This window comes from Shewanella colwelliana (genome assembly GCF_001735525.1).
Lineage (GTDB): Bacteria > Pseudomonadota > Gammaproteobacteria > Enterobacterales > Shewanellaceae > Shewanella > Shewanella colwelliana.
On record NZ_MCBT01000043.1, the window covers coordinates 83,396 to 110,129 of the forward strand.

Sequence of the window (26,734 nt, forward strand, 5' to 3'; positions counted from 1 at the left end):
TAATGCTGGCTTTTCAAGCAGAGAAACCGATTAGCCACAACAATCAATCGAGGAAGATGACGTTGCCGCTCAAGTGAGGACGACGCCCCTTAATATCTCTAAGCTCAAAGACCAATCCACTTTCATGCTCGCTATCGATACCAAAGCTCACTTCTGCTGGCATTAACAGTGGCAGCTTAAAAGCGACCTCTACCGTACAGGGACGAGTACCGATCTGCGGCATCAATTGCGCCACGCTGCGAGCTTTAGACCACATGCCATGAGCCAAAACTCTATCGAAACCAAAACGCTTAGATAAGACAGGATGCAGGTGAATTAAATTATAGTCACCCGATGCCTTAGCGTAACGACGACCAAGATCTTCATTTAACTGCCAATTAGCGGGATTTTCCCAATTCATTTGGCTCGCCTTAGGGGGACGAACACGACGCCCAGCGCCTTCGATACGGTACAGGTATGTCGATAATGACTCCCACACCAGCTCTTCACCAACAAAGACTTTCGACACTAGCTCAAACTCTAACCCAGAGTCGGTCTCTTGGCTGCTGGTCAAAGCACACTCGATGTTAAACCGCTCATCAACTCGTACCTGTCGATATTGGCTAATGCTATTTTTAAGATGAATCATCCCCAGTAACGGAAACGTGATCGCATTGTGGGTAAAAATGCATGCGTGCAGTCTAAACGCCATCACATACAGGTAGGTGATCGGCAGCATTTGTCCATCAAAGTCAAAGTCGCAGACCTTAGCGTATTGACGCACTTTATCCTCAGACAAGGTAACATTAGGACAATTCACATGAATATGCGGCAATGGCTGCTGATCCCAGCCGGGTTTACGGCCAAAAAAGATCTTGCGATAAAGCGACAACAGCGACGGCATCGCCTTTAAATCAACACAAATTTCTTTATTCACGCTATTGGAACCCTTCAAAAATTACCAAGCCAAAAAATTTCAAGCCCGCGAGTATACCTCAAAATGCACAATTGTGCCTAAAATCCTTAGTGCCACGCCCTTGCCTATGGCAAAATATCGTCTATTTCCCCTTAGATAACGTTGTAGGATTGAGCCTCAGTGCAAGATAAAAATTTCGATCCATTGGCCAAAAAATTTGCTAAAAATATCTATGGCACGCCCAAAGGCGAAGTCAGGGCTGCCGTAGTATGGCGCGATCTTAATCTCGCCTTAACTCATCTTGGTGATAAACCGCTGCGCATACTCGATGCTGGCGGCGGCTTTGGCTTTTTCAGCCAAAAGCTCGCGAAGATGGGCCATCAAGTGACCCTATGTGATATATCGAGTGAGATGCTCGCTATCGCCAAAAGCCAAATCAAAGACTATGAGCACCAGCATCAAAAGATGCTCGACATCAACTTTATCCATGCCCCTATCCAAGCACTCAATGTGGCAGAGCATGGCCATTTTGATCTCATACTCTGCCATGCGGTAGCCGAATGGCTCAGCGATGCCGAGCAAACTCTGGGCGTGCTGACAACCTTGGTCAAACCAAGGGGGCTTTTTTCACTGATGTTTTACAACAAAGAAGCTATGCGTTTCTTCAACCTAGTTTCAGGTAATTTTGACTATGTTGCCGCAGGATTAAAGGTGAAAAAGAAAGTGGGTTTGACGCCGACACACCCACTCTATATCGAACAAGTTCGCGGCTGGTTAGATAACTGGAACATGACCACCATTGCTGAGTCAGGAGTGCGGGTGATCCACGACTATTTAAAGCAACAACAGCCTGCCAACTCCAGTTTTAACCAGCTCATTGAGATGGAGCTATGTTATTCGCAGCATCCAGCTTATCTGCCGCTGGGTCGCTATGTGCATTTTATCTGTCAATGGCGCTAACCACGACGGGTTACTGACAACGCTGTTGCCAGCAATTAGTGGCTTTAACATCAAATAACTGCTGCATCTTTGCGGGGATACTCTTGTCCCCCACCACATGCCCAGCGCCAACAACAATAAATAACGGCTCTGGCGTGCTATCATCAGCCATCAGCTGAGCTATTTTGTTGCTCATGTTGACATTGCGCTGCCAAAGTAGTTTTTCAAGTAACTCGGTATCTTCTCCCGGCATCTGCGCCTGCATTAACTTATCAAGCGCTTCTTCATCACCATCACGCCAAGCGTAAATTAAATTAAGCATCTCATCATCGGGCGCATCAATCGCTTCAATCACCATATCCCATTGGGTTTTGGCTGAAAATGACGCTAGCAACTTAAACTGAAACTCAGTGCTTTCTAATTCAATTAATGGCCGTGGGCGATTTTTTTGTACCAACACCTGATCAACACCAAACTGTGCTTGATAACCCAGCTCATCGAAGCGCATCACACTCAGCTGCATCGCTTGCATCCATGCCGAATAGGGCCGTAATGAATCACATAACGTGCCACGATATTGGCAATATTGCGCCATGCGTTGTTCGACATTCGCACCTTGAGGTGTGGAGGACAGCCCATATTGACGGATAAGCGCCATCACATCGACATTGTCGATATCCGCTTCAACCACTAAGGCCCCCGCCTTAGCGAAAGCACGCTCAATTTGTGGCGCCATCGGATAGAAATCATCACGTCCAACATGAATGGACCCCAAAAGATAGGCGGTCTTACCGCGATACTCTAACTGATAAAAGGGTGGTTTGTCGGTAACTGCCGCTTTCGCATCAGTCCCACTGAAGAAATAAAATAACCCCACCAACGCCAGTAAAAGTGAACCACGACTTGTTGCCATCAGACTAGCCCCTTATAATTCGGCTAAATTTTATGATAAGAGGCTGTTATGCCACATACACACCTAGTAGAGCAACTGAAAGAGAATCTTCAAGTAGCTTACCGCCAAGCGATCGATGCAGATGCGAAGCTCGATGAGCTTAAAAAAGCGGGACATGGCAAGTTCAGCACGATTTTCACCCAAGATGAAGGCTTTGATGCCCGCAGCAATCGCTTTGGCCCATACGTACAAGAGTTGGCACTGGAGTTAACTCAACTCCCCAATGACGCCAGTAGCATGCCTGCCGCATTAGAAAAATTTGTGCGGAAACTGGGTGTACTATTACAAACCTTACAAGCCTTTAAGAGCCAAGCAAAATAGTCATTAAGGCTTAATCGTCATAAAGCTGTCATAGGATGGTCATAGAATCGCTTCACTACTAGTTGAGGCGATTTAGATATGACGGCAATCGATCTGCGCGATACATTGGATAAGATCATCATTCAGGAAAAGATCCATGTCCTGTTTCAGCCCATTTTCAATATAAGCACCCAAAGAATCCATGGCTTTGAAGCCCTGAGTCGCGGACCACAGCACAGCGCCCTTCACTCCCCAGTGCCGCTCTTCCAAACTGCGGAGCATGAAGGCCGTCTAGCTGAGCTCGAAGAGATATGTCGTCGTCACTCCATCCATCGATTTAATACGAGCGAGTTACCCGGCAAGCTATTTATCAATATTTCGCCCAAAGCCTTGTTGGAACCCAGCCATGCTAAGGGGCTCACCCTCAGCCTAGTGCAAGAGCTAGGGCTTTCGCCCAACCAAATCGTCATAGAGCTCTCTGAGCAATATCCCGCCGATGATATCGATCTACTGAAAGATTGCCTAAACCACTACCGCAGCCAAGGTTTTCTTACCGCCATTGATGATCTGGGCACAGGCTATTCTGGGTTAAGACTATGGTCAGAATTGGCACCCGATTATGTCAAAATTGATCGCCACTTTATTCACAATATCGACAGTTCACCAGTCAAACAGGAGTTTGTCCGCTCGATTATCGATTTGTGCCAAAGCCTCACCTGTAAAGTCATTGCCGAGGGGATAGAAACCCAAGCGGAGCTAGCACTGTTAAAACAGTTGGGGATAATCTACTGCCAAGGCTATCTGCTTGGCCGCCCAGAAAGTGAGCCCAAGCAGCACTGTTCTCATGCGTCCAGTGCCGAACCTATCGCGTTACAAGCACGCTATGCTGAATCAGCCGAGTCACTCTGTGCCCGGGCTATTACCGTCAATCCACAAACCAAACTGAAAGCATTGAGTGAACTCTTTATTACCCAACAGTCGTTGCAAGCCATTGCAGTGGTCGACAATAAGAAACCATTAGCTATTGTAGATAGAGCCCAATTGATGGAGCTGTTTAGCACCCCATATGGACGCGCCCTGCATGAGAATAAAGCCGTCAGTGAAGTGATGGATAATAAGGTATTGATAGTGCAAGCCAGCGACCCAATCTCTAAAGTAAGCCAGCGATTAACAGCATCAGATCACGGCGTTGTGGCCCAGCAATTTATTATCATGCGCGATAAGCACTTTCTCGGTATCGGCCACACCAAAGATCTACTGCAGCAGATCACCGAACAACGGATCAAAATCGCTCGCCATGCCAACCCACTGACTGGCTTACCTGGGAATATTCCGATACAGGAGGAGCTAAAGCGATTACGTGATCATAACCGCGCCTACTACTTAGCCTATTTCGATCTGTGTAACTTCAAACCTTACAACGATATCTACGGCTTTTGTCGTGGGGATGAAGTGATTCAATCGGTGGCTAAACTGCTGCAGTTGCAGCTGTGTGGCGATAATTTTGTTGGCCATATTGGCGGGGATGACTTTGTTATTATCAGTACCGATGACAACATCATCGAGCAGTGTTTTCAGGTTTTATCTCAGTTCAACGCTAGCAAGCAGCTATTTTATAGCGCGGAGCATTGGCAAGCACAGAAAATGATTGCTGAAGATAGGCAAGGCGTATGTAAAGAACATCCACTCATCAGTCTATGCGTTGGATTATTGCCACCAGAGATCACTCATAGCTGCAGCGAGCAAGCGCTATCAGCTTATAGTGCTGCAGCAAAAAAACAGGCTAAAGACGCTGAAAACGCCTTTAGCCTGTTCAAACTACCAAAATGCTATCCGATACAAGCGCATCCATTAAAGCGTGCTTAAAGCTGCGGAGTAATACTCTTTTTTAGCCAGTCGGCCAGCATTTTTGACTCGTAGCTAAGTGGCTTATCGCTTCTGATGCCAGTGGTGTGCATAAAACTCATGTCAGTGAGCTTCTCATCGCCAGCCACAATCACCTGATCGCCATCAAGGACCTTGTAGCTAAAGGTCATACGAGGCGGATAAAGGTCTTTGATCACGCGAAGATCATTAGTGGTGGCACCAAATGTCGGGCGGACATCACCAGCAAGGTCGACGTCGGTCACCACCATTTCTAACGTTTGATTTGGCTTGAAGTGTTTGGCCGCTTCTTTATTAAGGTTTTTAGTGAGTGTCTCAAAAGTACGTTTTTCATAGCGAGATTGAATATCGCTCACCGCTTTAACGTCCCGATAGCTATCAACATCCTGCCAGGTGATTTTAACAATACCAGTTTCGGTGACAGGGTCGACTTTGGGTTCATCGGCAGCAACCACATTTAGGGAAACTAGCGCCCCCACTACTAGTAGAGATTTAAACTTCATCTTAGCCTCCTTCGGCTGTACAACTTTCACTCAACATCCTTACTGTACAAAAGCTAACCTGAATATTCGCTTAATGCAAAGTTAATTGGCTAGCACTCTGTCTAGGGTACTTTTTTGAAAAAACTCATTAACCTTTTACCTTCATCACACCCTTTTCGCTCCCACCTGTATCCTGATTGCTTGTTGCTGAGTTAGACTCTAGGTTTACTCCATCTAAGACAAATATACATGCAAAAATTTATGCCTATTCTCTTTGTTGCCTTGCTATTTTCAGTGGTTGGCGCAGTCATCATTTGGATCAACCAAGGACAACAGCATGATGAACCAGAAACTTGGTCGGCATTTGTTTACGCCAATGGATATAACTCTGGTCGCTATAAAAAGACCGATGACTTTGATGACTATTTACGCTGCAAAACATTTGCAACAGAGCAGGCCCAGCAATTAGGCAATGTCGTGTGGGAATGTGGCCTTCGCTGTCGATTTGACGCTAGCCGTCAGGGATTCCAATGTGAAGCGATGCAAAATCATTAAATAAGCCGATTTATTGTTTACCTATATACACAACTTAACTGATGCTTTTTTGTTCAGCTCGGATTCAGTTTATCACCGCTATTATATCCCCCAAGTTAACGAGACTCGATGCACCGACAAGTTCTGCACCACCTCGAATATACAGTCGATAACGGCTTAGTGACCCTGAGGATGACACCCTCAATTTGACAGCCGCGTCTGCTCAAGTTGAAGCAAACGGTTCCTGATAGTAGGTCTAATTGATTAAAATTGGAGCAAGTATTATGAGCAACTCAATCACAACGACACGGGTAAATTTCTCAGGAAAGATGGCACTCATTGCAGCAGTTATTGTTGCTTTTGCTATCTCCACTCAAGCAAAAGCCAATGAACTCACCCCATCAGAGCAGGCCGCTGTTCAACAGCACTTTGAGATCCTCGACCAGCATCAGCAAGCGAGTGAAGCGCAGATCATCGACGATATTCAAGCCAACCTCGATCAGCAAATGGAGCAGGCCGAAACGCAGTTTATGGAAACCACATGTGCTGAACACGACAGACAATACGATAGCGAGACGCAAGTCTGCTACGAATAACAAACCAATCCATCAATAAAAAGCGGACCTAGTGTCCGCTTTTTTTGCTGCTATTTTTAGCAAAATTAGAAAGGAAAACGCTGACTGAGCTGTGGATAAGTCGATTTAAGCTGTTTTTTCTTATGAGAAAACTTCTTCCCCTGAGGCGTTGCTTGACCTGAAGGTACGAATGGCAACTCATCACCACAGCGGTCTTCAAAAATTTGTCCAGCAATCAGATCGTAATCTTCGATAAAAGGATAAGCGTAGCCATCTTTCTCTGGCCAGGTCACTAACGCCCCCAGACAGTCAGGATCTAACAAGACTTTTTCAAACCACTCCAGCCCTAGAGAGATCAAAAAACAGCGAAACTCAGCAAATGCATATTCACTGTCGCAACCAGTAACAATATAAGCCGCTCCCCAAACAGACCAAAGATAACAGCGACGCATCTGCTGAGAAAATAGCTTATCAAATGCCGCCAACTCTTCGTTGCTCAGCGGTTCAAGCTTTTGCTTTAACGCTTCAGCTAAGGTTTCTTGGCTTTGATCGGCATGGCTGCGGGTCACCAGTTGCCAAAACTCTATTTCAGTCATCATACTCTCGGACAATGTAATAACCGCGACATATTACCTTAGACAAGCTTGTGACACAGTAAAATTGCATGATTTTGTGCAAAGCAATGGACTAACAGAAGCCATTTTTCTACACTCGCTAGCAAATTAATCATGAGTCTTGTTTATGAAACGACCCACTCTCGCCTTGAGCTTGCTTATCGCACTCTACTTAGTTATTGCGGTGATTGCCCTGTGGCGCACCATTGATACCCAAGCGATGGATCTCTTTTCGCTGGGCGTGCTCCCCGTGCTCATTGGTTTATATCTACGTGCCTCTTGGGCTGGTGTGGTGTTAAAAGTGTATATCGCAATACAGACGTTAGGTTTTACTGCACTCGCCACCACAGGCATCATCGCTTACCAAATTACCCCAGAAGATGTAAAAGTGGTTTTCAATGGCCAAGAACTCCCCTTGCCATTGATAGCAATACTGGTAGTTAGCCTATTAGCCTTTCAATGGTGGGTGGCATTTACGGCCTCAACCAAACGCTATCTTAGCGAGTGATCCGACAAGACTGATATTGCCAAACTACTAACCATGGGGTAGTTTGGCTAACCTTAATCATAACAATAACTATATGAGAACCATGATTATGGGTAATCTATCTCCCAGTGAACTCTCTATTTTGCTCGTTGAGCCCTCTGATACTCAAAGAAAAATTATTTCCGCTCGCCTTGCCCAAGAAGGAATTAGCAATATTCAAACCGCTGCTAATCTCACCCAAGCACTAGCGATTATCTCGCGTCACCACCCAGACCTAGTTGCCAGCGCCATGCATTTCGATGATGGTACCGCACTCGATCTGCTTAAAACCTTGAAAGAGACCGAAGCCTACAACGACATCCAATTCATGTTGGTCTCTAGCGAATGTCGCCGTGAGCAGCTTGAGGTATATCGACAATCTGGTGTGGTTTCAATTTTGCCCAAACCCTTTTCGTCTGAGCACTTAGGTGCCGCACTTAACGCAACGATCGATCTACTCAGCCATGATGAGCTGGATCTCGATCATTTCGATGTGCACAACATTCGCGTATTAGTGGTCGATGATAGCCGGATGGCACGAAATATTATTCGTCGCACCATCACCAACTTAGGGTTGAAGTTGATCACTGAGGCGACCGATGGTGCCGAGGCGATTGAGCTGATGAAATCTAACATGTACGACCTAGTTATCACTGACTACAACATGCCCAATGCAGATGGATTGGCGTTAACCCAGTTTATTCGTCAAGACAGTCAACAATCCCATATTCCGATCTTAATGGTCTCATCAGAAGCCAATGATGCTCATCTAAGTAACGTCTCTCAAGCGGGTGTTAATGCGCTGTGCGACAAGCCTTTTGAGCCCCAATTGGTTAAACAACTGCTCTATTCCCTACTAGATGACTAACATTTTGCGGATTTTTGACTTAAACCGCCATTTATCCGCATAAAACCACTTTCCAAACAGGGAGGCTTGTGGCATGTTAAGTCCAGCAATTGCAAGTATCTAATGTAATTGGTATTACTAAATCTACGGAAAGAAGAGACTATCCAAATGAATAAAACTGAACTTGTTGCAAAAATGGCTGAAAGCGCTGAACTCACTAAAGCAGAAGCTGCTCGTGCATTAAAATCTTTCGAACAAACAGTAGCTGAAGCGATGAAGAACGGCGAAAAAATCTCTATTGTAGGTTTTGGCTCTTTCGAAACTTCAAGCCGCGCAGCCCGCACTGGTCGTAACCCACAAACGGGTAAAGAGATCCAAATCCCAGCTGCAACAGTACCTAAGTTTAAAGCAGGTAAAACACTTAAAGACAGCGTTAACTAAACACTGCCCTAAGTCGTAAAAAAACCTCCTCTGTGGAGGTTTTTTTATGCACTAATTATGTGCACCACTGCATCATAACGAATCAAACACACGACCCACTTACGAACACAAATAAATAAGATACTGAAAAACATAAATAAAATAGTTGGCATACTCTTCGCTATGTTATCTGGTAAGCAACCATGCAATTTTAATAAAAGCAAAGTACGGTTGCTCCCCTAGACCAACATAAGGAATGAGTATGAAACAAGCACTTCGCACCCTTAGCATTCTTGCAGGTACCATGATGATTGCCTTACCGGCGAGCGCTAACGTCTCAGGTAACATCGGTGCCACCTCTAACTACCTATGGCGCGGCACCACCCAAACCAACGATGCTGTTGCTGTTCAAGGTGGGTTAGATTACGAACACGATAGTGGATTCTATCTTGGTACTTGGGCTTCAAATGTAGATTTTGGGGATGGAACCAGCTACGAGATAGATTTCTATGGTGGTTATGCTGGCAGCATAGGCGATGACTTTGGCTACGATGTCAGTTACCTCTATTACGCCTATCCTGATAGTGAGGGCAGTATCGACCTTGGCGAAGTGAAAGCAGCCGTAAGTTGGAAGTGGCTAAGTTTAAGTTACTCAACCATAGTCAACGCAGGCAGCGACGTCGCCAGCGATCCATACGACAATAAAGATTTGAGCTACATCGATGCAGGAGTGAGTTTTCCGCTGTCCGACACCCTTTCACTTTCAGCTCATTATGGTTACTCCACTGGTGATGTGGTCAATGCATGGTTTGATACCGACAACTATACGGACTACTCAGTATCTGTCAGTAAAGATACCGATTTTGGTACCATCTCTTTCATGGTGAGTGACACAGACTTAGAAGATGATGACCCTAAGGTGGTTATAGGTTATAGCTATAGTTTCGATTTGTGATCATCATCTAAATGAGCTGCCACTAAATTAGGTGGCAGTTCTATTTTCAAGACAATCAAAACCCATTATATTCAATAGCATACCCTGTAACTCTCGACATTTTCTCCTCAATTAATCTGCTAATTTGAGTAAATTCGATTTTGTTAACCTCCTCTCACTTTTGTTGCTAACTCCCTGCTATTTTCCTCATTAGCGCTCACTAATGTGAAACTAACTAATTGAAGATTCAGTGAAAGCATTTTCCGTAGCGCCACCAGTAACGCTTTGACCACCTATCTTTTGTCAAAGCCTGTCGTGCCAACCAGCACCAAAGCTGTGCTACCGGGCACTGTATTTGAGATAAGAGGAGTCCACTATGGCTCAATTAATTGATTTTATTCCTAATGATTATGAAATCGAAGCGATGACAGCGCCAAAAAATGCCAAAGCCGCCTGTGAATTACAACACAGGCGAGAAGTAAAAAAACGCCTCGAAGAACGACTCGAAGCGGCGGCACTAAAACGTGCAATGGGTGGTGATTTCTATTAAGCAATAAGCATATAGGGTCGCTGATAAAGCCGACCCATATGTTTAAACTGTCTGGCACGCGACGACGGCGGTTAAACTACTAGCAAGCGCCTTTAAACTTTCAACGCGCTTTGCTAGTTGCTCGCCCTCTACCGCCACCGACTCAGAAACTTGATTAGTGTTTACTACACTGGTCGCGACTTCACTGCTGGCACAATTAAGCTGCGCTAATGCTTCCCCTTGCAGGGCCATTAAGTCTGCTAGCTGATTAACATCGTGCACAACACTCGCCACCTGCTCAATGATTTGAGTCAGTTCGCCCGCGGTGTGTTCTATCGTCTGCTGACCCTGTAACACTTCACTGCGACTGCTTGACAGCAATAAGCGGATCTCTATCGCAGACTGATTACTCTTAGCCGACAACTCCCTGACTTGTTCAGCCACCACAGCAAAACCACGACCATATTGCCCCGCTCTCGCTGCCTCGATAGCGGCGTTCAATGCTAGCAAATTCGTCTGATCGGCGACCGACGTGATGAGATCGGCCACCGATACGATTTTCTGATTACTGTGTAATATCGCTGCAATCGCATCAGTAGAGGCAACTAACGACTGAGCGCTCGCCTGCGCTTGGCTATCAATAGTTTGGCAGCGCTGCTTTAACTCCGCCATAAACTGCTCCGATTGCGCCATATCTTGCGTCATGCGATAAACCTGCTGACTCATCTCCTCTGCCGCACTGGCTTGGGACTCGCAGTTAACATTGAGTTGATTCACTTGGCTATGTAAGGCAACCGCTTGCATATCAAGGTCGACAGCCACGTCACTGAGTTCTGTCGCATCTTGATTAGCTTGGGTTAAGACTTGCCCTAAACGCTGTTCACCCGCCAATGCCTTAGTCGCACCTTGCTCAATCGCTTGCTGCGCGGCCGCTTGCGCCTTGTTGGCCTTCTGCCTTGCTGCACTCGTAAAACCTTGAGCCACGACAATCACCACTAAAGGTAATACCATACCACTCCATGCTTCGACGGCAGCACCAGTATCGGACAGCACAATAGTGGCAACAATTAGACCACTTAGGCCTTGCTGCACCATTACCGCTGAGAGCAAAATCACCCCAACACTCCAAATCGTAGCTAGTGTTAATGAAGCCGTAAGAAAAAAGGCAATTATCAGCACGGCAACCCACAAACTCTGACTCGATTGTAAGATCCCTCCGCCTTGATAAATCACATTGAGCGCATGCAACACCATGCCTAAAAAGCCAAGATTCAAGGCTAAAGTGATCTGTTTGAAGAAGCGAATGGAAGCAGCAGCAATAATTTCAATGGCAATCAAAAAGACTGAGGTGATCATCAACAAGGTATGAGCCTGTTGTGTCCATTTAAATAAGCTATAGAGTCCGGTAAACAAACACAGTAAGGTAAAAAACAATACCGTATCGACCATTCTGACTTGATCTGTCGTCCAGACATGGTCTCGCGGGAAAAACAGATAGCGCCACAATGCTAAGGGGGTCATTGGCTTTTATCCCATCCGACATCAATCGGAAATTTGGCATTCATCATTCAAACTACAACGCCGAGTAATTAAGTCAGCCTGTTTCCCGCAGCGCTGGTGAGCATCAACGTACACTAACGGGTGAGCAAAAATAGCAAACGTTATCAGGCCACGCTGATAGACCTAAATGAGTCCATTCACGACGACCTTCGCACCTGGTTGCAGGCCAACAAGCTGACTTAACGCTTAGCCTTTTAGCATCTCTTTTTTAAGGCCTTTATCGGTTGGGTTATTGCCAAGCCAGATAGCCAATACCGCTTTACGGAAAGTTTCACCACTGGTCATCGACAATTCTTTGCCGTTCTTGTAGCTGATAATACCTTTACCCGGAATGCTCACTAAGGTGAATTGGTCACCCTCTTGAATCGGCTCTGCAAACGTCGCAATAAACGATTTAATACTGTCAGCAATCGGCGTGGTATTGCCATCTGTCGCGCGATTAAAGCCATCATGCATCGCTTCAGTCATTTTTTCAGAAGTGATCATACCCGAGGTGATATTGAGCCTGATCGCCGCCACTTGATCTCCATTAACCACTTTAGATGCTTGTTCAGTCTGCTCTACGGTATAGAGAGAGCCAACATACAGATCCATAAAAAACTTACTACGCACCCCTGCGCCATTAAGCTGTAGCACTTGGTCTTGCGAATTCAGAGTATCAAGCAAGTCGACCCCCCCGACTTCAGCAGCAGAGGCGGTAGACGTACTCAACAGCAGCGCGCTGGCTAATAACAATATATTCTTTTTCATCTTTCACTCCGTCGATATCAACATGCAAACCTGTGTGACTCACTACTGCACCTTAGTCATAGCCACATAGATCAAATAAAAAAGCACTAGCGCCGAACTGGGGAGCAAACGCTAGTGCAAGGATCACAACCTAGAAAGCGTGGTTGTATTCAATCCAATAACTGTCATCAGTGCTGTCGCTGTTATCTGTTTTATAGTTAACACGAACGTTTTGACGTTTATTCATCTGATAAGCCACTGATATTTCGCCAGAGAAGCTGGCCATCTGGAGACCACCATCCATGATGTCATCGCTCCAGCCTTTACCTTGTAGCTCTTCGGTATATGAGGCACTCACCAGTGTCCACCAGTTATCATTAAAGGCATAACGCGCGTAAACCATACCCGTCATAATAAGCGATGGCACATCGATACCACTGCTCGATACTGCTGTGCTGCCCGCCATATTTGGTGGCAAAATTTGCGACATGTTGTCTTCAACGACAACCGCACCGGCATAAAGAATTGGCCAGATATAGAAGTTATCTGAAACCGGAATCGTCATCACCGGACCCGCTTGAACCACAGCCATGTTGCCGTAGAAGGGGTGATCAGCCAATATGGCATCAACAGACCAGCCTGTGCCGTTGGTCGTGTTAATGGTGCCGTAACGCAAACGGAAAGAGCGCTTGCTGGTTTCATCATTAAACGTTGGCACCATGCCGTAGTCAGGGTGAGCAACCATGCCGGTAAACTGTGGCGTTTTATCACCTTCGTTAAACAGGTTTTTTGCTTCAAAAATAATCCCCGTTTTTTGCCCTGAAGTAGCTGTTTTCTCTGACAACATCAACTGCCCCTTGATGTTAGCGCCTTCGCTACCATAAGAAGCACCAAGGGAGGTGTACACATCCGTTGGATTGGACATATCGATATCGGCATCATCAGCCGCCATCGCATTGAAACCACAAGTCATTGACGCTAAAACCGCTACACTTAAAAGATGCTTTTTCATAATTGACTCCATCATCATAATTTTATCTATTTGTTTTAAATACCAATTAAAATCACTTGTCGATTTACGGCGGTTAACTTGCCGTGGTCAGTGCTTGACGACGCTTCCATTTACCCGTGAAGAACACATAGGCATAAGCACTGTTAATCACAAAACTTGCTGCGCCAGCGGCGAGCATCAGTTCATCATTACGTGGTAAAGGCACCACGTTGCTTTCGTACATAAATGGGCAGCTGAAGTAGTACATGAATGAACCCGCTAACGTGAATGCGCGAGCCTGTAACCAGGTACCTTTTTTGATAAATAATGCAGGTAATGTTGCCGCGATCAGCACCATCATTTGCGCGGTCGCGGACCCTGGGAAGTTGAGGTAAACGAAGACGATATTCCACACATCGTAAGCAATGATCCAGAAGGTGGTCATGGCAGGCCAAATCATATCTTGTTGCTTAGATTTGTCGGCGAAGATCTGTGCCCAACCCGCCAAGGTAATAATTGACAGTACACCACCAATCGCATTCAGCACGTTGGCAAGGTTACCCATACTGAAATCTTGCATCACCGCTTCAGAGATATTAATCGCTAAGAAGGCGGCGGCACCAAATTTGGCCCATTTCATATCACCGACTTTGGTAAAACGGATCAGGGTAAATAGTGCGGCAGCACCGACCACCGAGTAGAGCTTGACCCACTTAAACCAGTACGTCACACCATAGCTAGACCACAATGGGATCAATACGATAGGCAAGATAAACCACAGCAGGTAGTTGCTGTACTTAAAGCGACGGCAGATCTCGTTTAAGATCATCAAACCAATCAATACCAAAAGCACGTGGCCAAAGGCACGGTTTTGATACCACTTGTGAACATTAAAGCCATCACCATCTAAGCTAAAACGCATGGTCTCTGCTTCGACAAAGCTCATTTTAGCGCCATCAAAGTCTTTGATTAGCGAGCTTGGTTGACTGGTGATTGTCAGCTCATTGCCGGCCAACGCCCAGTGCTGAATTTCGCTGTGGTTAAAACCACCAGACTGTTTGGTGACTTCAACCGTGTCATCGGTACCAAATTCGAGGCGATAAAAGAGACTACCTTCACCTGGTTTACCATCTCGTGTGCCTTGCCAAATTTGGCCTTGAATTTTTTCTAGATTCTGCGATGAATCTAGCGGTGTGTCTGCATAAGTCGCTGCGCTGCAAAGCATCAGTATCATGGCAAACATTGTGCTGATTATGTTTCTCACCCTGAGTTTCATATTCATTACTCTCTCAATCGTGCCGCTTAAGTGATGGGCACCACCTTCGCGGTGCCCCTTTGTTACTAAGCCGTAGTTAGCTGTTGCTGTTTTTCCGGCGTATCTTTGTAGTAGTCATTCAGCATTGGCGGTTCATTGTCACCGGTCGGTGGCTCGCCTGTTGGGCTGGTGCGTTTCTTATTGAAGTACCAGATTGCAAATGGGATATGCAGTGCAAGGTTAATCGCGCCCCAGTACCACAGCACTGTGTCATTCGCCCAGCTAGATGAATCCATCACTGGCGTGAAGATATCAGCGTTGGCACGAACCAAGATGTGGAAGGCCAAGGTGTACACTCGAGCGATAATATAGAGCTCAGGTCTTCCCTTAATGATGGGGTAAAGTTCAGCCGCGATTAAGATACAGAATGAACTTGCGAAGAATCCTGGGTTTTCACCAAAGACGAAGGCGAGGTTCCATGTGGTATACAGAAAGTTCCACGCTGCAGTTGAATAGAACAACAGGTCATTTGGCTTATCACGACCAATCACCCAATACATGCGCTGACCATTCTTATAGCGAGGGAATGGAATAGTGATACATAGAATCACACCACAAATCGCATTAAAGTAGTTAGCCGTCGCAAAATCTTTGGCAGTGGCTTCCGCAATATTGAGGAACAGCACAGCGTACAAGACTTTAAGTACCCAATCGCCTCTAAAGAACGCCAACACTCGATTTGGGTTGTCGTAATACAGATATGCGATTCGCGCACCACCCACAACAATCGCTGTAGGGATTAATACGCTCACCGTTTTCACCCAACGGAACCAACCATCTAAGTTGTCGGCCCATAATGGAGCAGTAAGTAGTGACAACAGCCAAAATGCTGCAGTTAAACGAGGTGTACGGCGCATGCCTTCCACCAAAACAAGCAAGAACACAATATATCCGCTCATCGAAACAATATATTGCCAGACAGGTATGTCCATAACGCCTCCTGAGTTTACAAAATTCAGGTTGGCGACAAAATTGACGTTGACCTGAACAATTATTGATAGAGCAATTACTCTAATCTAGAGTCTTTACTCTATTTTTTCTTTTAGGCACTTAATGTGAGACACGTCACATTGCGATAAAGTTGAGCCACTCAAATGTGAACATTTAGGAAGTGATTGTGATCTGGGTAACAAAGTTGATGAGATATAATTAATTGATGATAAGCAGATGTAACAAAAACAAGCGCTGAGTAAAGCTGAGAAAGGGGGAAGGCCAGAACCTTGAATAGCCGGTAAGTATCGCCTCACATAACAACAAAACAAATAGCATTAAAATCAAAATCTTAACTTAGCCATTGTTATATGGTCTAACATATTTCCACCAAAAAGAGAGAATCTTATTCGCTACACCCGCATTAACAATTGCCTCACATAAAATCGTTGCCAGTACCAGATTCAATGAAATAACCCGATCGACAATGCAGCCAAAGCGATGAAAATCTCTTAGTGGTTAGGCAGAATGTTAACAACTGGCAAAATTGAAATGGCTTACAGCAGTGTCTGTCAAGGTTGAAGATAATTGTAAAACCAGCCATTTAGCTGGTTCGAAACTTCCTTAAGCTTATGCCCTGAATAAAGATGAGCTAACACGAAAACTGTTCTCAATAGAAAACAGACTTAAGTAACGAAGTCTAAAAGGTGAGGCCAATCAGGTAAATCACAGCTATAAAAAAAGCGCCTAGCGGCGCTTTTCATCAAATCACGTTATGTATTAGCTTCTGCTTCTTGCTGACGTTTCTTAATAAAATACTCACGAGTTAGGCTAAATACCACTGGGCTTAGCAGCGCCAATGCTATCAAGTTCGGTATCGCCATCATGGCATTTAAGGTATCGGCCAGTAACCAGATAAAGTCCAGAGAACTTATCGCACCGAGTGGCACCACTAGAATCCAAACCAGCCTAAACGGCTTAACTGCGCGCACACCTAAAAGATACTGCACACATTTCTCACTGTAGACACTCCAGCCTAAGATGGTAGTAAAGGCAAACACTGACAGTGCCACCGCTACGATATAGTTACCCATAGGCAGTGCTGTGGCGAAGGCATAAGAGGTTAACGCCGCACCATTTTCACCCGATGTCCACGCTCCAGAAACCACAATAGCTAAGCCTGTGATAGTACAAACAATTAGGGTATCGATAAATGTGCCAAGCATAGCAACTAGGCCTTGAGCCACAGGGTTGTTGGTTTGCGCTGAAGCATGGGCTATTGGCGCACTACCTAGACCCGCTTCGTTAGAAAACACACCACGTGCCACACCAAAACGAATCGCAGCCCACACCGCTGCACCAGCAAATCCACCTTGTGCCGCAACCGGATTAAATGCACTGTGCACAATAAGCACTATCGCATCAGGAATCGCTGCAGCATTAACGACAAGTACCGCAAGACCAGCAGCAATATAGAAAACCGTCATCAATGGCACTAGCTTACCTGCAACATCGGCGATACGCTTGATACCACCCATTAATACCGCGCCAACCAGCAGCATCAATACCACACCAGTCACCCAAGTCGGAACACCGAAATTACTGCTCAGTGCATCGGCAACAGAGTTGGCCTGCACAGTATTACCAATACCGAAACCAGCAAAAGAACCAAATAGAGCAAATGCCGTACCGAGCCAAGCCCACTTGCTGCCTAAACCATTTTTAATGTAGTACATCGGTCCACCAATGTGGTTACCGTTGTCATCCACTTCTCGATATTTTACCGCCAATACGGCCTCGGCAAACTTAGTGGCCATACCAACAAGTGCCGTACACCACATCCAAAACAGTGCACCTGGACCACCGATAAAGATAGCCGTTGCCACCCCCGCTATGTTACCCGTACCAATAGTGGCTGAAAGCGAGGTCATTAAGGCATTAAAAGGGCTGATCTCACCCTTCATTGATTTATCTTTGTCAGGAATTCGTCCAGACCAAAGTAACTTAAATCCCGTCCCCAATTTTAAAATGGGCATCAATCTCAAACCAAGAGAGAGAAATAATCCTACGCCTAAGATCATGACTAACATGGGCGTGCCCCATACAAATCCATTGATCATACTGACAAACTCAGTGATTCCTTCCATTAAAACCTCGCCATTTTTATCTTTATAATTTTGTGATCTACGCCACTATTTGTTGATTGCTCCTCAGAGTACAACGAAAAGTGCTCAAAATGAAAGCGAGTATTGTTAACGAATTGAAACAAAAAAGGAGATTTCGCGATGATGCTTAAATACTGTATTGCTCTTGAGGCACTAAGTGGACTAAGGTTAGCGCCTTATCCTCGATTAGACAGACGAGGAAAATTTGCTCAAATGGTATGAATAACAAATTGTACGAGCACAGCTCTCAATCCAAGTAAACAAAACACTTTAGGCTTTAACTCGCCGGGCTGACGATTGATAACAAAGAAGGTAAAGGCTGCGAGACTCTAGTCTAAGTAGATAACTTGATCAAACGCCAAAAACAAAAATGCCGACGAAATTTACACTTCATCGACATTTCTCAAAAGCTATCGGCTTACTAAAGGCCAACACACAAATTCAACAATCGAATTGGCGATTAGCTAATTCTTTGGCGAACCGCTTCAAACAAACAAATCCCGGTCGCTACCGAAACATTTAAGCTTGAAACACTACCCGACATAGGAATCGATGCTAGCGAGTCACAACTCTCACGCGTTAAACGACGCAAGCCTTTATCTTCAGCCCCCATAGCAATAGCAATCGGGCCTTTTAAATCGGCTTTGTAGAGATCGTGCTCTGCTTCACCCGCTGCACCGATAATCCAAACACCCTTCTCTTGCAGTGCTTTCATCGTGCGCGCAAGGTTGGTCACCTGATACAAGGGGACCACTTCGGCAGCGCCACAAGCAACCTTGCTGACGACAGGTGTTAAGCCTACAGAGTTGTCTCGAGGTACAATGACGCCATGAACACCTGCTGCATCGGCGTTACGTAAACAGGCACCAAGATTATGCGGATCGGTAACGCCGTCAAGGATCAACAAAAATGGCATTTCTGTTTTCTCTAATAACGCTAACAAGTCATTGTCGTTAAGCTGCTTAACGGCTTTAACACGCGCTAGCACACCTTGGTGTTGTGTGCTGCCCGCTTTCTCATCGAGAGCTTTGCGGGACGTTTTTTGGATAGATACGCCATATTGGGCGGCAATCTCAAGTAGTGGCGTAAGACGTTGATCATCACGCCCCTGTAGCACCCACATTTCAATCACACGCTCTGGACTATGGTTTAACACAGCTTCAAGTGCATGAATCCCGAAGGTGATATCTTGTTTTTTCATTTATTGATTTCTCTTATTTCTGCTTCAACCTACCGCACTCAATCATCGATTGCTGAATGCTATGGGCTTTACTATTTGGTTTTACGCTTAACCGGCTTACGCTTTTTAGCACCAGTCTTGGCTTTGCTCGCACTACTTTTAGCTGATGCAGACTTACCTTTATCAGCGCCCGGTTTGGCCACACCCGATTTAGCCGTACTGGGTTTTCTGCTGCCGCTTTTACTGCTGCTACGTCGTGGTTTTCGCCCGGATTTATCACTGTCGCTCTTACCCTGCTTGGCACCTTCTAGGTTAACCCGCTCACGAGCCGTTAAAGGTTTCTTACCTTTTGTGCGTCTTGGGGAGCCAGCATCATCACCCACCATCATCAAATCTATTTGGCGATCATCGAGGTTTACGCCCGCAACCTTTACGGTTACCGCATCTCCTAACTGATAAATCTGACCAGAAGCCTCACCCACCAAGCGCTGACGCATATTATCGTATTGATAGTAGTCACTGCCTAGGCTTGAAATATGCACTAATCCATCGATAAATAGATCATTTAGGCGTACAAACATGCCAAAGTGCGTCACTGAAGCGATAACGGCTTCGAAGGTGTCGCCGACATGATCTTGCATAAACTCGCACTTAAGCCAGTCATTCACATCGCGGGTAGCCTCATCGGCGCGGCGCTCTGTCGTAGAACATTCTTCACCAAGTTGATCTAACTCTTCAATCTTGTAGTGATACCCTCCATCTGGGGTCCACTTATCAACGCTTTCCCCACGCTCTTTGGCCAACAAATAACGAATCACTCGATGCAATACCAGATCGGGATAACGACGAATTGGCGATGTAAAGTGGGAGTACTCTTCCAAGGCTAGGCCAAAATGACCTTCGTTATCAGGCGTATAGGTGGCTTGCCGCATTGAGCGCAGTAGCATTACTTGAATCAATTCAGCGTCTGGCCTATCAGCGATCTTTTCCATTATCGCCTGGTAATCTGCAGGGGTTGGTTCTAGACCACCACTCATCGTTAGGCCACGTTCTTTAAGAAAATCCTTAAAGTTAGTTAATTTTTGCTCTGATGGTGCCTCATGTACGCGGTACAGCACTTCGCCTTTATGTTTTTGCACAAATTTTGCTGACGCAACGTTGGCCAAGATCATACATTCTTCGATGATCTTATGAGCCTGATTACGATGCCTTGGTTCGATGCGATCAATTTTGCGATCGGCATTAAAGATAAACTGCGTTTCAGTGGTTTCAAACGCAATGGCACCACGCTGGGCACGGGTCTCATCTAAAGTGAGATACAAGGATTGCAAGGTCTGCAGATGCGGGAATATCGGTTTGAGCTTATCGCTCACCTCACCACCTTCTAGCATATCGGCAACTTGGGTATAGGTTAGTCGTGCATGAGAATGCATCACCGCTGGGTAAAATTTATAGCCAGATAGTTTACCTGCGGCAGAAATTGTCATCTCAGCCACCATACACAGACGATCAACCTCTGGCATCAAGGAACACAAACCATTAGAGATCTTCTCTGGCAGCATTGGGATCACTTGCGATGGGAAATAGACAGAGTTACCACGGGCTCGCGCTTCAGTATCTAAGGCCGATTCGGTGCGCACATAATGGCTCACATCGGCAATCGCCACCCATAAACGCCAACCACCACTCTTTTTAGTTTCTGCATACACGGCATCATCAAAATCGCGAGCATCTTCGCCATCAATGGTCACTAGAGGCAAATGTCGCAGATCGACACGCCCTTGCTTGTCAGTCTCTGTGACTTCGTCAGGGATCTTACGCAGCTTCTTCTCGATCATGCTTGACCAAGTGTGGGGCAGATCGTAGTTACGCAGCGCAATCTCAATCTCCATCCCAGGTGCTAACTCTTTCCCTAAGACTTCGGTGACTTTACCTGCCGCTTTCACATATCGACCAGGACGGCGAGTCAGCTCAACTACGACCACATCGCCTTGGCGTGCACCAGCGCGGTCTTCATCAGGGATCAGGATCTCCTGCGTAATGCGGCGATCGTCGGCAATAACAAATGCCATGCCTGAATCTAAATGGAAGCGACCCACTAGCGGCGCTGTTCGTTGATGGGTTAAGCGCACAATACGTGCTTCACGGCGACCCTTACGGTCGACACCCGCTTTTTGAGCAAGGACCTTATCACCGTGGAAATACATCTGCATGTCACGGTTATTGATATAGAGGTCGTCGCCACCTTCATCGAGTTTGAGAAAACCAAAACCGTCACGATGACCGATAACGGTGCCGCTAAGCAAGTCCATACGCTCTGGCAGGCCATAGGCTTGCCCACGAGTGAAAACTAGCTCACCGTCTCGCTCCATGGCTCGTAAGCGGCGACGCAATGCTTCTAGCTGATCTTCATCAACTATTTTGAGAGCATTAGCGATTTTTTCACGATTTAGGGGTGATTTCTCTGAACGTAAGTAATCTAAAATATACTCACGGCTAGGAATGGGGTTTTCATACTTCTCTTGTTCACGCTTTATATGCGGATCTTTGATCATTCAATATCCAAAATGTCGACCCCAGCGCTATCGCTTGGGGCTATTACAGGGATTTCAGATGCTCCTGCTTCGCCCTGTCCACTGCACTGGGGGGCATTTTTGCTTCTAGCACCTTCAACAATTTTAAGGCTTGTTGCTTAGTTGCCTCATCACTAAATACATCATTATAAAGCCAGTGATAACCCATCTCGTAATCTCGTGGGCTACCATAACCTTCTCCAAAGAGTCTTACCAACATCATGCGTGCGGGTAAGTCACCATTGGCGGCCGCGGGCAGCGTGTATTGTACTGCGCGCTCTTTATCTTGGATCACAAACTTACCATCATGGTAATACTCTGCAATCCGAACCATCGCTTCAGCGCCACCTTGTTCGGCTGCGTTGCGTAGCAAAGAGATACCTCTGGGAGGATTGGCCTTTACGCAAATTCCATAATTGAGCATTTCTGCCCAAAGGTATTGATATAAGGGTTGTTTCAATACTTCGGCTCGCGCCTCAATATCTTGTACTAATTGACAATCATCGCCTTTAACCCTTGTGAGGTAAGACTTATCACGGATCATGTCAATTAACTGCTCTTGGCTATAAATATCAACTGCTTTGGGCTCTGCCGACGTAATGGAAGATAAGCAGAGCAAAGCAATAAAGAATAGGAGACGTAACATAAAAAATTCTCTATATCTGTTCTATGCCCAGGGTAACAGCGCTACCTAAGCCGCATTACACATCTAAAAGGGGCGGTATAACTTATCTTATCGGCAGTATTGACGATACCTTAAAGGCTCCGGTCATAGTTATAGCTGTTTATTTTACTTCACTCAATAAAAAGGCCGCTTAACGCGGCCCTTTCTATTAACTAAACGGATTCACCAGAATCATGGTCTCGTTTCTATCGGGACCCGTTGAGATAATATCTACCGGCGTTTCTAGTAGCTCTTCGATACGCTTGATGTAGTCCAAAGCTGCTTGTGGCAGTTGCGCTACAGAGGTCGCACCAAATGTGGTTTCGCTCCAACCAGGCATGGTTTCAAGCACAGGAGTTACCTGCTCATAACCTTCTGCTGCAAGCGGTGTAACCGTTGCAACTGAGCCATCTGGATACTCATAACCAACACAGATTTTCACTTCTTCTAAGCCGTCTAATACGTCAAGCTTAGTTAAGCAGAAACCGCTGATGCTGTTAATCTGTACTGCACGCTTCATCGCAACGATATCTAACCAACCAGGACGACGCTTACGACCAGTGGTCGCACCGAACTCATGGCCTTTAGTACCTAGATGATCACCAATTTCACAATCAAGCTCTGTAGGGAAAGGACCTGCACCAACACGTGTGGTGTAAGCTTTCATGATCCCTAGAACGTAATCTAAATGGCGAGGACCAAATCCTGAACCTGTCGCAACACCACCAGCGGTTGTGTTAGAAGAGGTTACAAAAGGATAAGTACCGTGGTCGATATCCAACAATGTACCTTGTGCGCCTTCAAACAGAATAGGCTCACCAGCTTTACGTGCCTGATCAAGAAGCTCAGTCACATCGGTGCACATACTCTTAAGGTAATCAGCGATTGCGAGAGCATCTTTCAATGTCTCTTCGTAATCAACTGCTTCGCACTTGTAGTATTCAGTCAACATGAAGTTGTGATAAGCCATCACATCTTTCAGTTTCTCTGCAAATAGCTCTGCATCAAACAGATCACCAACACGAAGACCACGGCGTGAAACCTTATCTTCGTATGCAGGACCAATACCACGACCAGTTGTACCAATAGCATTATTGCCGCGTGCTTTTTCACGAGCAATATCTAAGGCGCAATGGAAGGGAAGGATCAAAGGACATGCTTCAGAGATTAGTAGACGTTCCTCTACAGGTACGCCACGCTCTTTAAGCATGTTGATCTCTTTCATCAGCGCATCTGGTGCAAGCACCACACCGTTACCGATAATGCATTTTACATTATCACGTAAGATCCCTGATGGAATTAGATGAAGAACGGTTTTGTCACCATCGATAACAAGAGTGTGACCCGCATTGTGGCCACCTTGATAACGAACGACATATTTGGCCTGTTCGGTAAGTAGATCGACTATCTTACCCTTTCCTTCGTCACCCCATTGGGTGCCGAGAACTACGACGTTTTTGCCCATTATTTGCTGCAAGGTAGTGGTTAAAACGGGATTTTAGCAGATCTTAGGGGGGAAGTTGCAAGTAATTTATGAAAAAATAATCAATATGACCACGCCAGCCGTCACTAAAGCACCGCCTAATCTTTGTAAAACCCGCTGATTTTGATTGGAAATTTCTTTCAAATACGCCTGCCATCGATTGGGAAATAAAAGTGGCCCGACACCTTCAATAATGAGCACTAACGCCAACGCGAGCATGATTAGTTGAAATGACATATCTATTGTTCCCTATCCAGAACAGTTAAGTTCAAAAATGGCTAAATCAAAGTAAAACCACTATAAACCAAAATGGCGCTATCGCTAATATTTGGGTAACCCATGCACTGGATATAACCCTGATATTATACCAATCACTTAAGCGAAATCGACAAGCTTACCGCTCTTGAAGCTCGGAGTCACTTTATGACAGCCATAAAAAACCCAGCATATAGCTGGGTTTTTGAATTTTCGAAGCGAAATATTAACGCTTTGAGAATTGTGGCTTACGACGTGCTTTACGTAGACCCACTTTCTTACGCTCAACTTTACGAGCATCACGGGTAACAAAACCAGCAGCGCGTAGAGATGGACGTAGAGCTTCATCAAGTTCCATCAGTGCACGAGTGATACCGTGACGGATTGCACCTGCTTGGCCAGTGGTTCCACCGCCCTTAACAGTTACATAGATGTCTAGCTTATCAGTCATTTCAACTAGCTCTAGTGGTTGACGAACAACCATACGAGCAGTTTCACGACCAAAGTATTCGTCAAGTGGACGTTGGTTCACGACGATGTTACCACTACCTGCTTTAGCGAATACGCGAGCAGTAGATGTTTTGCGACGGCCAGTGCCGTAGTACTGAGTTGCAGCCATTTGCTTAATCCTGTTTAGATATCAAGAACTTGAGGTTGTTGTGCAGCGTGGTTATGTTCTGTACCAGCGTAAACTTTAAGTTTACGGAACATGGCACGTCCTAAAGGACCTTTAGGTAACATACCCTTAACTGCTTTCTCGATGATCATTTCAGGCTTATGATCTTGCAGCTTTTCAAAGGTGATCTGCTTAATGCCACCAATGAAACCAGAGTGCGAGTAGTACACTTTGCCTTTCGCTTTATTACCAGTAACAGTAACTTTCTCAGCGTTGATAACGATGATGTAATCGCCAGTATCTACATGAGGAGTATACTCAGGCTTGTGCTTACCACGTAGGCGAGCAGCAATCTCAGTAGCGATACGACCTAAAGTTTTACCTTCAGCATCAACAACATACCAGTCGCGAGTAACGGTTTCTGGTGTAGCAGTAAAAGTAGTCTTCATTTACAAAAACCCAATGTTAAAATTCTGTCTCACATGCCGTCATTCATCATTAAATAACAACACAAAAAGTGCCATTCTCTACCCCTTCGAGCAAAGAATAAGGCTTTACATCTTCCGCCTTATTAGCGGAGTAACGAGGGCAGGTCGCGAATTATAGACAAAGCTGAGTTAAAAATCATCTAATTTTTTAGCTAATTTACAGGAATTCTTTCGCTTTACTTTCCTTTAGTCGCCAAATAGACAAAAGCAACAATTATCCATTTGGCATTTTGTATTAAGGCAGATGCTCTAACGCGAGGTAGTCATGTGACTGCATCTCAGTCAACCTTGAGCGGCAGCGTTTGAACTCAAACGACAGTAAGCCATCGGTATAAATATCCTCTAATGCGACGTCAGCGGAGATGATGAGTTTCACGTTACGCTCGTAGAACTCATCGACCATGGCCAAGAAGCGACGTGCGATATCATCACCAGTGGTTTGACTGCCCATCTGCTCCACATTACTGAGCAGCACAGTATGGTACAAACAGGCCATCTCCATATAGTCTCGTTGACTACGTGGACCATCGCAGAGGTCTCTAAAATTGATGAGCAGTACACCTTGAGCCTGCTTACGTATCTCAATATCGCGCCCATCGATATCGATGGCGGCTATTGATACCTCTGATTCTGGTGCCAATTTGTCGAAATAGCTTAATAGATTCTCATCAGCTTGAGGATCTAAGGGATAATGGTAGATTTCGGCTTGCTCTAGGGTGCGCAGACGATAATCGATACCACTATCTACGTTGAGGATTTCACAATGTTTATTAATCAGTGCAATTGCCGGCAGAAAGCGCGCTCGCTGCAAGCCATTGCGATATAACTCGTCAGGAATAATATTAGAAGTGGCCACCAGCGCAACGCCTTCGGCAAATAAGGCTTCAAAAAGCGTACCCAGTAACATGGCGTCAGTGATATCTGAGACAAAGAACTCATCGAAACAGATCACCTGATAACGCTCAGCCATACGCTTTGCAATAACCAGTAATGGGTCTCTTTGACCTTTGAGTCCATCCAAATCAATATGAATTTGATGCATGAAACGGTGAAAGTGTGCCCTGAGTTTGCGCTCACCTGGTAGTGCGTCAAAGAAGGTATCCATAAGATAGGTTTTACCTCTCCCGACCCCGCCCCACAAGTACAAGCCTTTCACTGGTGACGTGCCCTTCCCCATAAAACTAAACAGCTTGGCGATTCCGCTAGGCTTTTGCTGCGCAGTAATAAGTTCTTCAAACACTCTTTGTAGAGATTTAACCGCCTGCTCCTGCGCAAGATCATGTGAAAACTCTTCGCGCTGCAAGTCTTGTTGGTAATGTTGCCATGGGGTGAGGTACGACACGTGAATTATTCT

General features: G+C 45.6%; 28 protein-coding genes. 10 read left to right on the forward strand and 18 right to left on the reverse strand.

Annotated elements, in window-relative coordinates; all coding sequences use genetic code 11:
- Window positions 1-43 precede the first annotated feature (43 nt).
- Window positions 44-883 (reverse strand): MaoC/PaaZ C-terminal domain-containing protein, encoded by an 840-nt coding sequence (locus BEL05_RS13370; RefSeq protein WP_139151889.1) that lies wholly within the window; start codon window positions 881-883, stop codon window positions 44-46.
- A gap of 192 nt (window positions 884-1,075) precedes the next feature.
- Between BEL05_RS13370 and BEL05_RS13375 the strand changes: the two genes are divergently transcribed.
- Entirely contained in the window at window positions 1,076-1,855 is a 780-nt protein-coding gene (locus BEL05_RS13375; RefSeq protein ID WP_069671454.1) for a methyltransferase domain-containing protein, read from the forward strand.
- A 10-nt stretch (window positions 1,856-1,865) separates the two neighbouring features.
- Here BEL05_RS13375 and BEL05_RS13380 read toward each other — a convergent pair whose 3' ends face one another.
- A complete protein-coding gene (locus tag BEL05_RS13380) occupies window positions 1,866-2,747 on the reverse strand; it encodes a TraB/GumN family protein (RefSeq protein WP_069671455.1) in 882 nt (293 codons plus the stop codon).
- 48 nt (window positions 2,748-2,795) lie between these two features.
- Between BEL05_RS13380 and BEL05_RS13385 the strand changes: the two genes are divergently transcribed.
- Together BEL05_RS13385 and BEL05_RS13390 are read left to right on the forward strand one after the other, a co-directional pair.
- Window positions 2,796-3,107 (forward strand): hypothetical protein, encoded by a 312-nt coding sequence (locus tag BEL05_RS13385; RefSeq protein ID WP_028762656.1) that lies wholly within the window; start codon window positions 2,796-2,798, stop codon window positions 3,105-3,107.
- Window positions 3,108-3,185: 78 nt separating this feature from the next.
- Window positions 3,186-4,952, forward strand: a complete 1,767-nt coding sequence (locus BEL05_RS13390) for a GGDEF domain-containing protein (RefSeq protein WP_069671456.1) — start codon at window positions 3,186-3,188, stop codon at window positions 4,950-4,952.
- Here BEL05_RS13390 and BEL05_RS13395 read toward each other — a convergent pair.
- Complete coding sequence (locus tag BEL05_RS13395; RefSeq protein ID WP_028762655.1) at window positions 4,949-5,473, reverse strand: DUF3016 domain-containing protein; 525 nt, start codon at window positions 5,471-5,473, stop codon at window positions 4,949-4,951. The two genes, BEL05_RS13390 and BEL05_RS13395, sit on opposite strands and share 4 nt — an antisense overlap.
- A 228-nt stretch (window positions 5,474-5,701) precedes the next feature.
- On the opposite strand from BEL05_RS13395, the gene BEL05_RS13400 reads away from it, so the two are divergent.
- Together BEL05_RS13400 and BEL05_RS13405 are read left to right on the forward strand one after the other, a co-directional pair.
- Window positions 5,702-6,007: a hypothetical protein gene (locus BEL05_RS13400; protein ID WP_028762654.1), complete on the forward strand. Its 306-nt coding sequence runs from the start codon at window positions 5,702-5,704 to the stop codon at window positions 6,005-6,007.
- Between the two features lie 263 nt (window positions 6,008-6,270).
- Entirely contained in the window at window positions 6,271-6,582 is a 312-nt protein-coding gene (locus tag BEL05_RS13405) for a hypothetical protein (protein WP_069671457.1), read from the forward strand.
- Between the two features lie 65 nt (window positions 6,583-6,647).
- Here BEL05_RS13405 and BEL05_RS13410 read toward each other — a convergent pair whose 3' ends face one another.
- On the reverse strand, window positions 6,648-7,157 hold the full coding sequence (locus BEL05_RS13410) for a DUF4240 domain-containing protein (protein ID WP_069671581.1): 510 nt from the start codon (window positions 7,155-7,157) through the stop codon (window positions 6,648-6,650).
- A 145-nt stretch (window positions 7,158-7,302) separates the two neighbouring features.
- Between BEL05_RS13410 and BEL05_RS13415 the strand changes: the two genes are divergently transcribed.
- The 5 genes from BEL05_RS13415 (at window position 7,303) to BEL05_RS21050 (ending at window position 10,452) form a co-directional block, all read left to right on the forward strand.
- Complete coding sequence (locus BEL05_RS13415; RefSeq protein WP_069671458.1) at window positions 7,303-7,683, forward strand: hypothetical protein; 381 nt, start codon at window positions 7,303-7,305, stop codon at window positions 7,681-7,683.
- Between the two features lie 88 nt (window positions 7,684-7,771).
- Complete coding sequence (locus BEL05_RS13420; RefSeq protein WP_069671582.1) at window positions 7,772-8,569, forward strand: response regulator; 798 nt, start codon at window positions 7,772-7,774, stop codon at window positions 8,567-8,569.
- Window positions 8,570-8,716: 147 nt separating this feature from the next.
- Window positions 8,717-8,989 carry an HU family DNA-binding protein gene (locus tag BEL05_RS13425; RefSeq protein ID WP_028762649.1) on the forward strand — a complete coding sequence of 91 codons (273 nt, stop codon included), beginning with the start codon at window positions 8,717-8,719 and terminating at the stop codon, window positions 8,987-8,989.
- Between the two features lie 241 nt (window positions 8,990-9,230).
- Window positions 9,231-9,923 carry a TorF family putative porin gene (locus tag BEL05_RS13430; protein WP_069671459.1) on the forward strand — a complete coding sequence of 231 codons (693 nt, stop codon included), beginning with the start codon at window positions 9,231-9,233 and terminating at the stop codon, window positions 9,921-9,923.
- Window positions 9,924-10,278: 355 nt separating this feature from the next.
- A complete protein-coding gene (locus tag BEL05_RS21050; protein ID WP_169731089.1) occupies window positions 10,279-10,452 on the forward strand; it encodes a hypothetical protein in 174 nt (57 codons plus the stop codon).
- Window positions 10,453-10,494: 42 nt separating this feature from the next.
- Here BEL05_RS21050 and BEL05_RS13435 read toward each other — a convergent pair whose 3' ends face one another.
- The 14 genes from BEL05_RS13435 to zapE form a co-directional block, all read right to left on the reverse strand.
- The gene (locus BEL05_RS13435) at window positions 10,495-11,952 is read right to left on the reverse strand and encodes a methyl-accepting chemotaxis protein (RefSeq protein ID WP_069671460.1); all 1,458 of its coding nucleotides are present in this window, start codon (window positions 11,950-11,952) and stop codon (window positions 10,495-10,497) included.
- A gap of 225 nt (window positions 11,953-12,177) precedes the next feature.
- The gene (locus tag BEL05_RS13440; protein ID WP_069671461.1) at window positions 12,178-12,741 is read right to left on the reverse strand and encodes a chalcone isomerase family protein; all 564 of its coding nucleotides are present in this window, start codon (window positions 12,739-12,741) and stop codon (window positions 12,178-12,180) included.
- 130 nt (window positions 12,742-12,871) lie between these two features.
- Window positions 12,872-13,732: a hypothetical protein gene (locus tag BEL05_RS13445; RefSeq protein WP_028762645.1), complete on the reverse strand. Its 861-nt coding sequence runs from the start codon at window positions 13,730-13,732 to the stop codon at window positions 12,872-12,874.
- Window positions 13,733-13,805: 73 nt separating this feature from the next.
- Window positions 13,806-14,993, reverse strand: a complete 1,188-nt coding sequence (locus tag BEL05_RS13450; protein WP_245686994.1) for a DUF5692 family protein — start codon at window positions 14,991-14,993, stop codon at window positions 13,806-13,808.
- Between the two features lie 59 nt (window positions 14,994-15,052).
- Window positions 15,053-15,958 (reverse strand): hypothetical protein, encoded by a 906-nt coding sequence (locus tag BEL05_RS13455; protein ID WP_037427946.1) that lies wholly within the window; start codon window positions 15,956-15,958, stop codon window positions 15,053-15,055.
- A 771-nt stretch (window positions 15,959-16,729) separates the two neighbouring features.
- Complete coding sequence (locus tag BEL05_RS13460) at window positions 16,730-18,103, reverse strand: alanine/glycine:cation symporter family protein (protein ID WP_069671462.1); 1,374 nt, start codon at window positions 18,101-18,103, stop codon at window positions 16,730-16,732.
- A 478-nt stretch (window positions 18,104-18,581) separates the two neighbouring features.
- Window positions 18,582-19,322, reverse strand: a complete 741-nt coding sequence (gene rlmB / locus BEL05_RS13465) for a 23S rRNA (guanosine(2251)-2'-O)-methyltransferase RlmB (RefSeq protein ID WP_069671463.1) — start codon at window positions 19,320-19,322, stop codon at window positions 18,582-18,584.
- 71 nt (window positions 19,323-19,393) lie between these two features.
- Window positions 19,394-21,856, reverse strand: coding sequence for a ribonuclease R (gene rnr, locus BEL05_RS13470; RefSeq protein ID WP_028762641.1), 2,463 nt, complete (start codon window positions 21,854-21,856; stop codon window positions 19,394-19,396).
- A 43-nt stretch (window positions 21,857-21,899) separates the two neighbouring features.
- Window positions 21,900-22,520: a tetratricopeptide repeat protein gene (locus tag BEL05_RS13475; protein WP_069671464.1), complete on the reverse strand. Its 621-nt coding sequence runs from the start codon at window positions 22,518-22,520 to the stop codon at window positions 21,900-21,902.
- A 187-nt stretch (window positions 22,521-22,707) separates the two neighbouring features.
- On the reverse strand, window positions 22,708-24,003 hold the full coding sequence (locus BEL05_RS13480) for an adenylosuccinate synthase (protein ID WP_028762639.1): 1,296 nt from the start codon (window positions 24,001-24,003) through the stop codon (window positions 22,708-22,710).
- Between the two features lie 66 nt (window positions 24,004-24,069).
- On the reverse strand, window positions 24,070-24,258 hold the full coding sequence (locus BEL05_RS13485) for a DUF2065 domain-containing protein (protein ID WP_028762638.1): 189 nt from the start codon (window positions 24,256-24,258) through the stop codon (window positions 24,070-24,072).
- A 244-nt stretch (window positions 24,259-24,502) separates the two neighbouring features.
- Window positions 24,503-24,895: a 30S ribosomal protein S9 gene (gene rpsI, locus BEL05_RS13490; RefSeq protein WP_028762637.1), complete on the reverse strand. Its 393-nt coding sequence runs from the start codon at window positions 24,893-24,895 to the stop codon at window positions 24,503-24,505.
- A gap of 14 nt (window positions 24,896-24,909) precedes the next feature.
- Complete coding sequence (rplM, locus tag BEL05_RS13495) at window positions 24,910-25,341, reverse strand: 50S ribosomal protein L13 (protein WP_028762636.1); 432 nt, start codon at window positions 25,339-25,341, stop codon at window positions 24,910-24,912.
- Between the two features lie 274 nt (window positions 25,342-25,615).
- Window positions 25,616-26,722: a cell division protein ZapE gene (gene zapE / locus BEL05_RS13500; protein WP_028762635.1), complete on the reverse strand. Its 1,107-nt coding sequence runs from the start codon at window positions 26,720-26,722 to the stop codon at window positions 25,616-25,618.
- Between the last annotated feature and the right edge of the window lie 12 nt (window positions 26,723-26,734).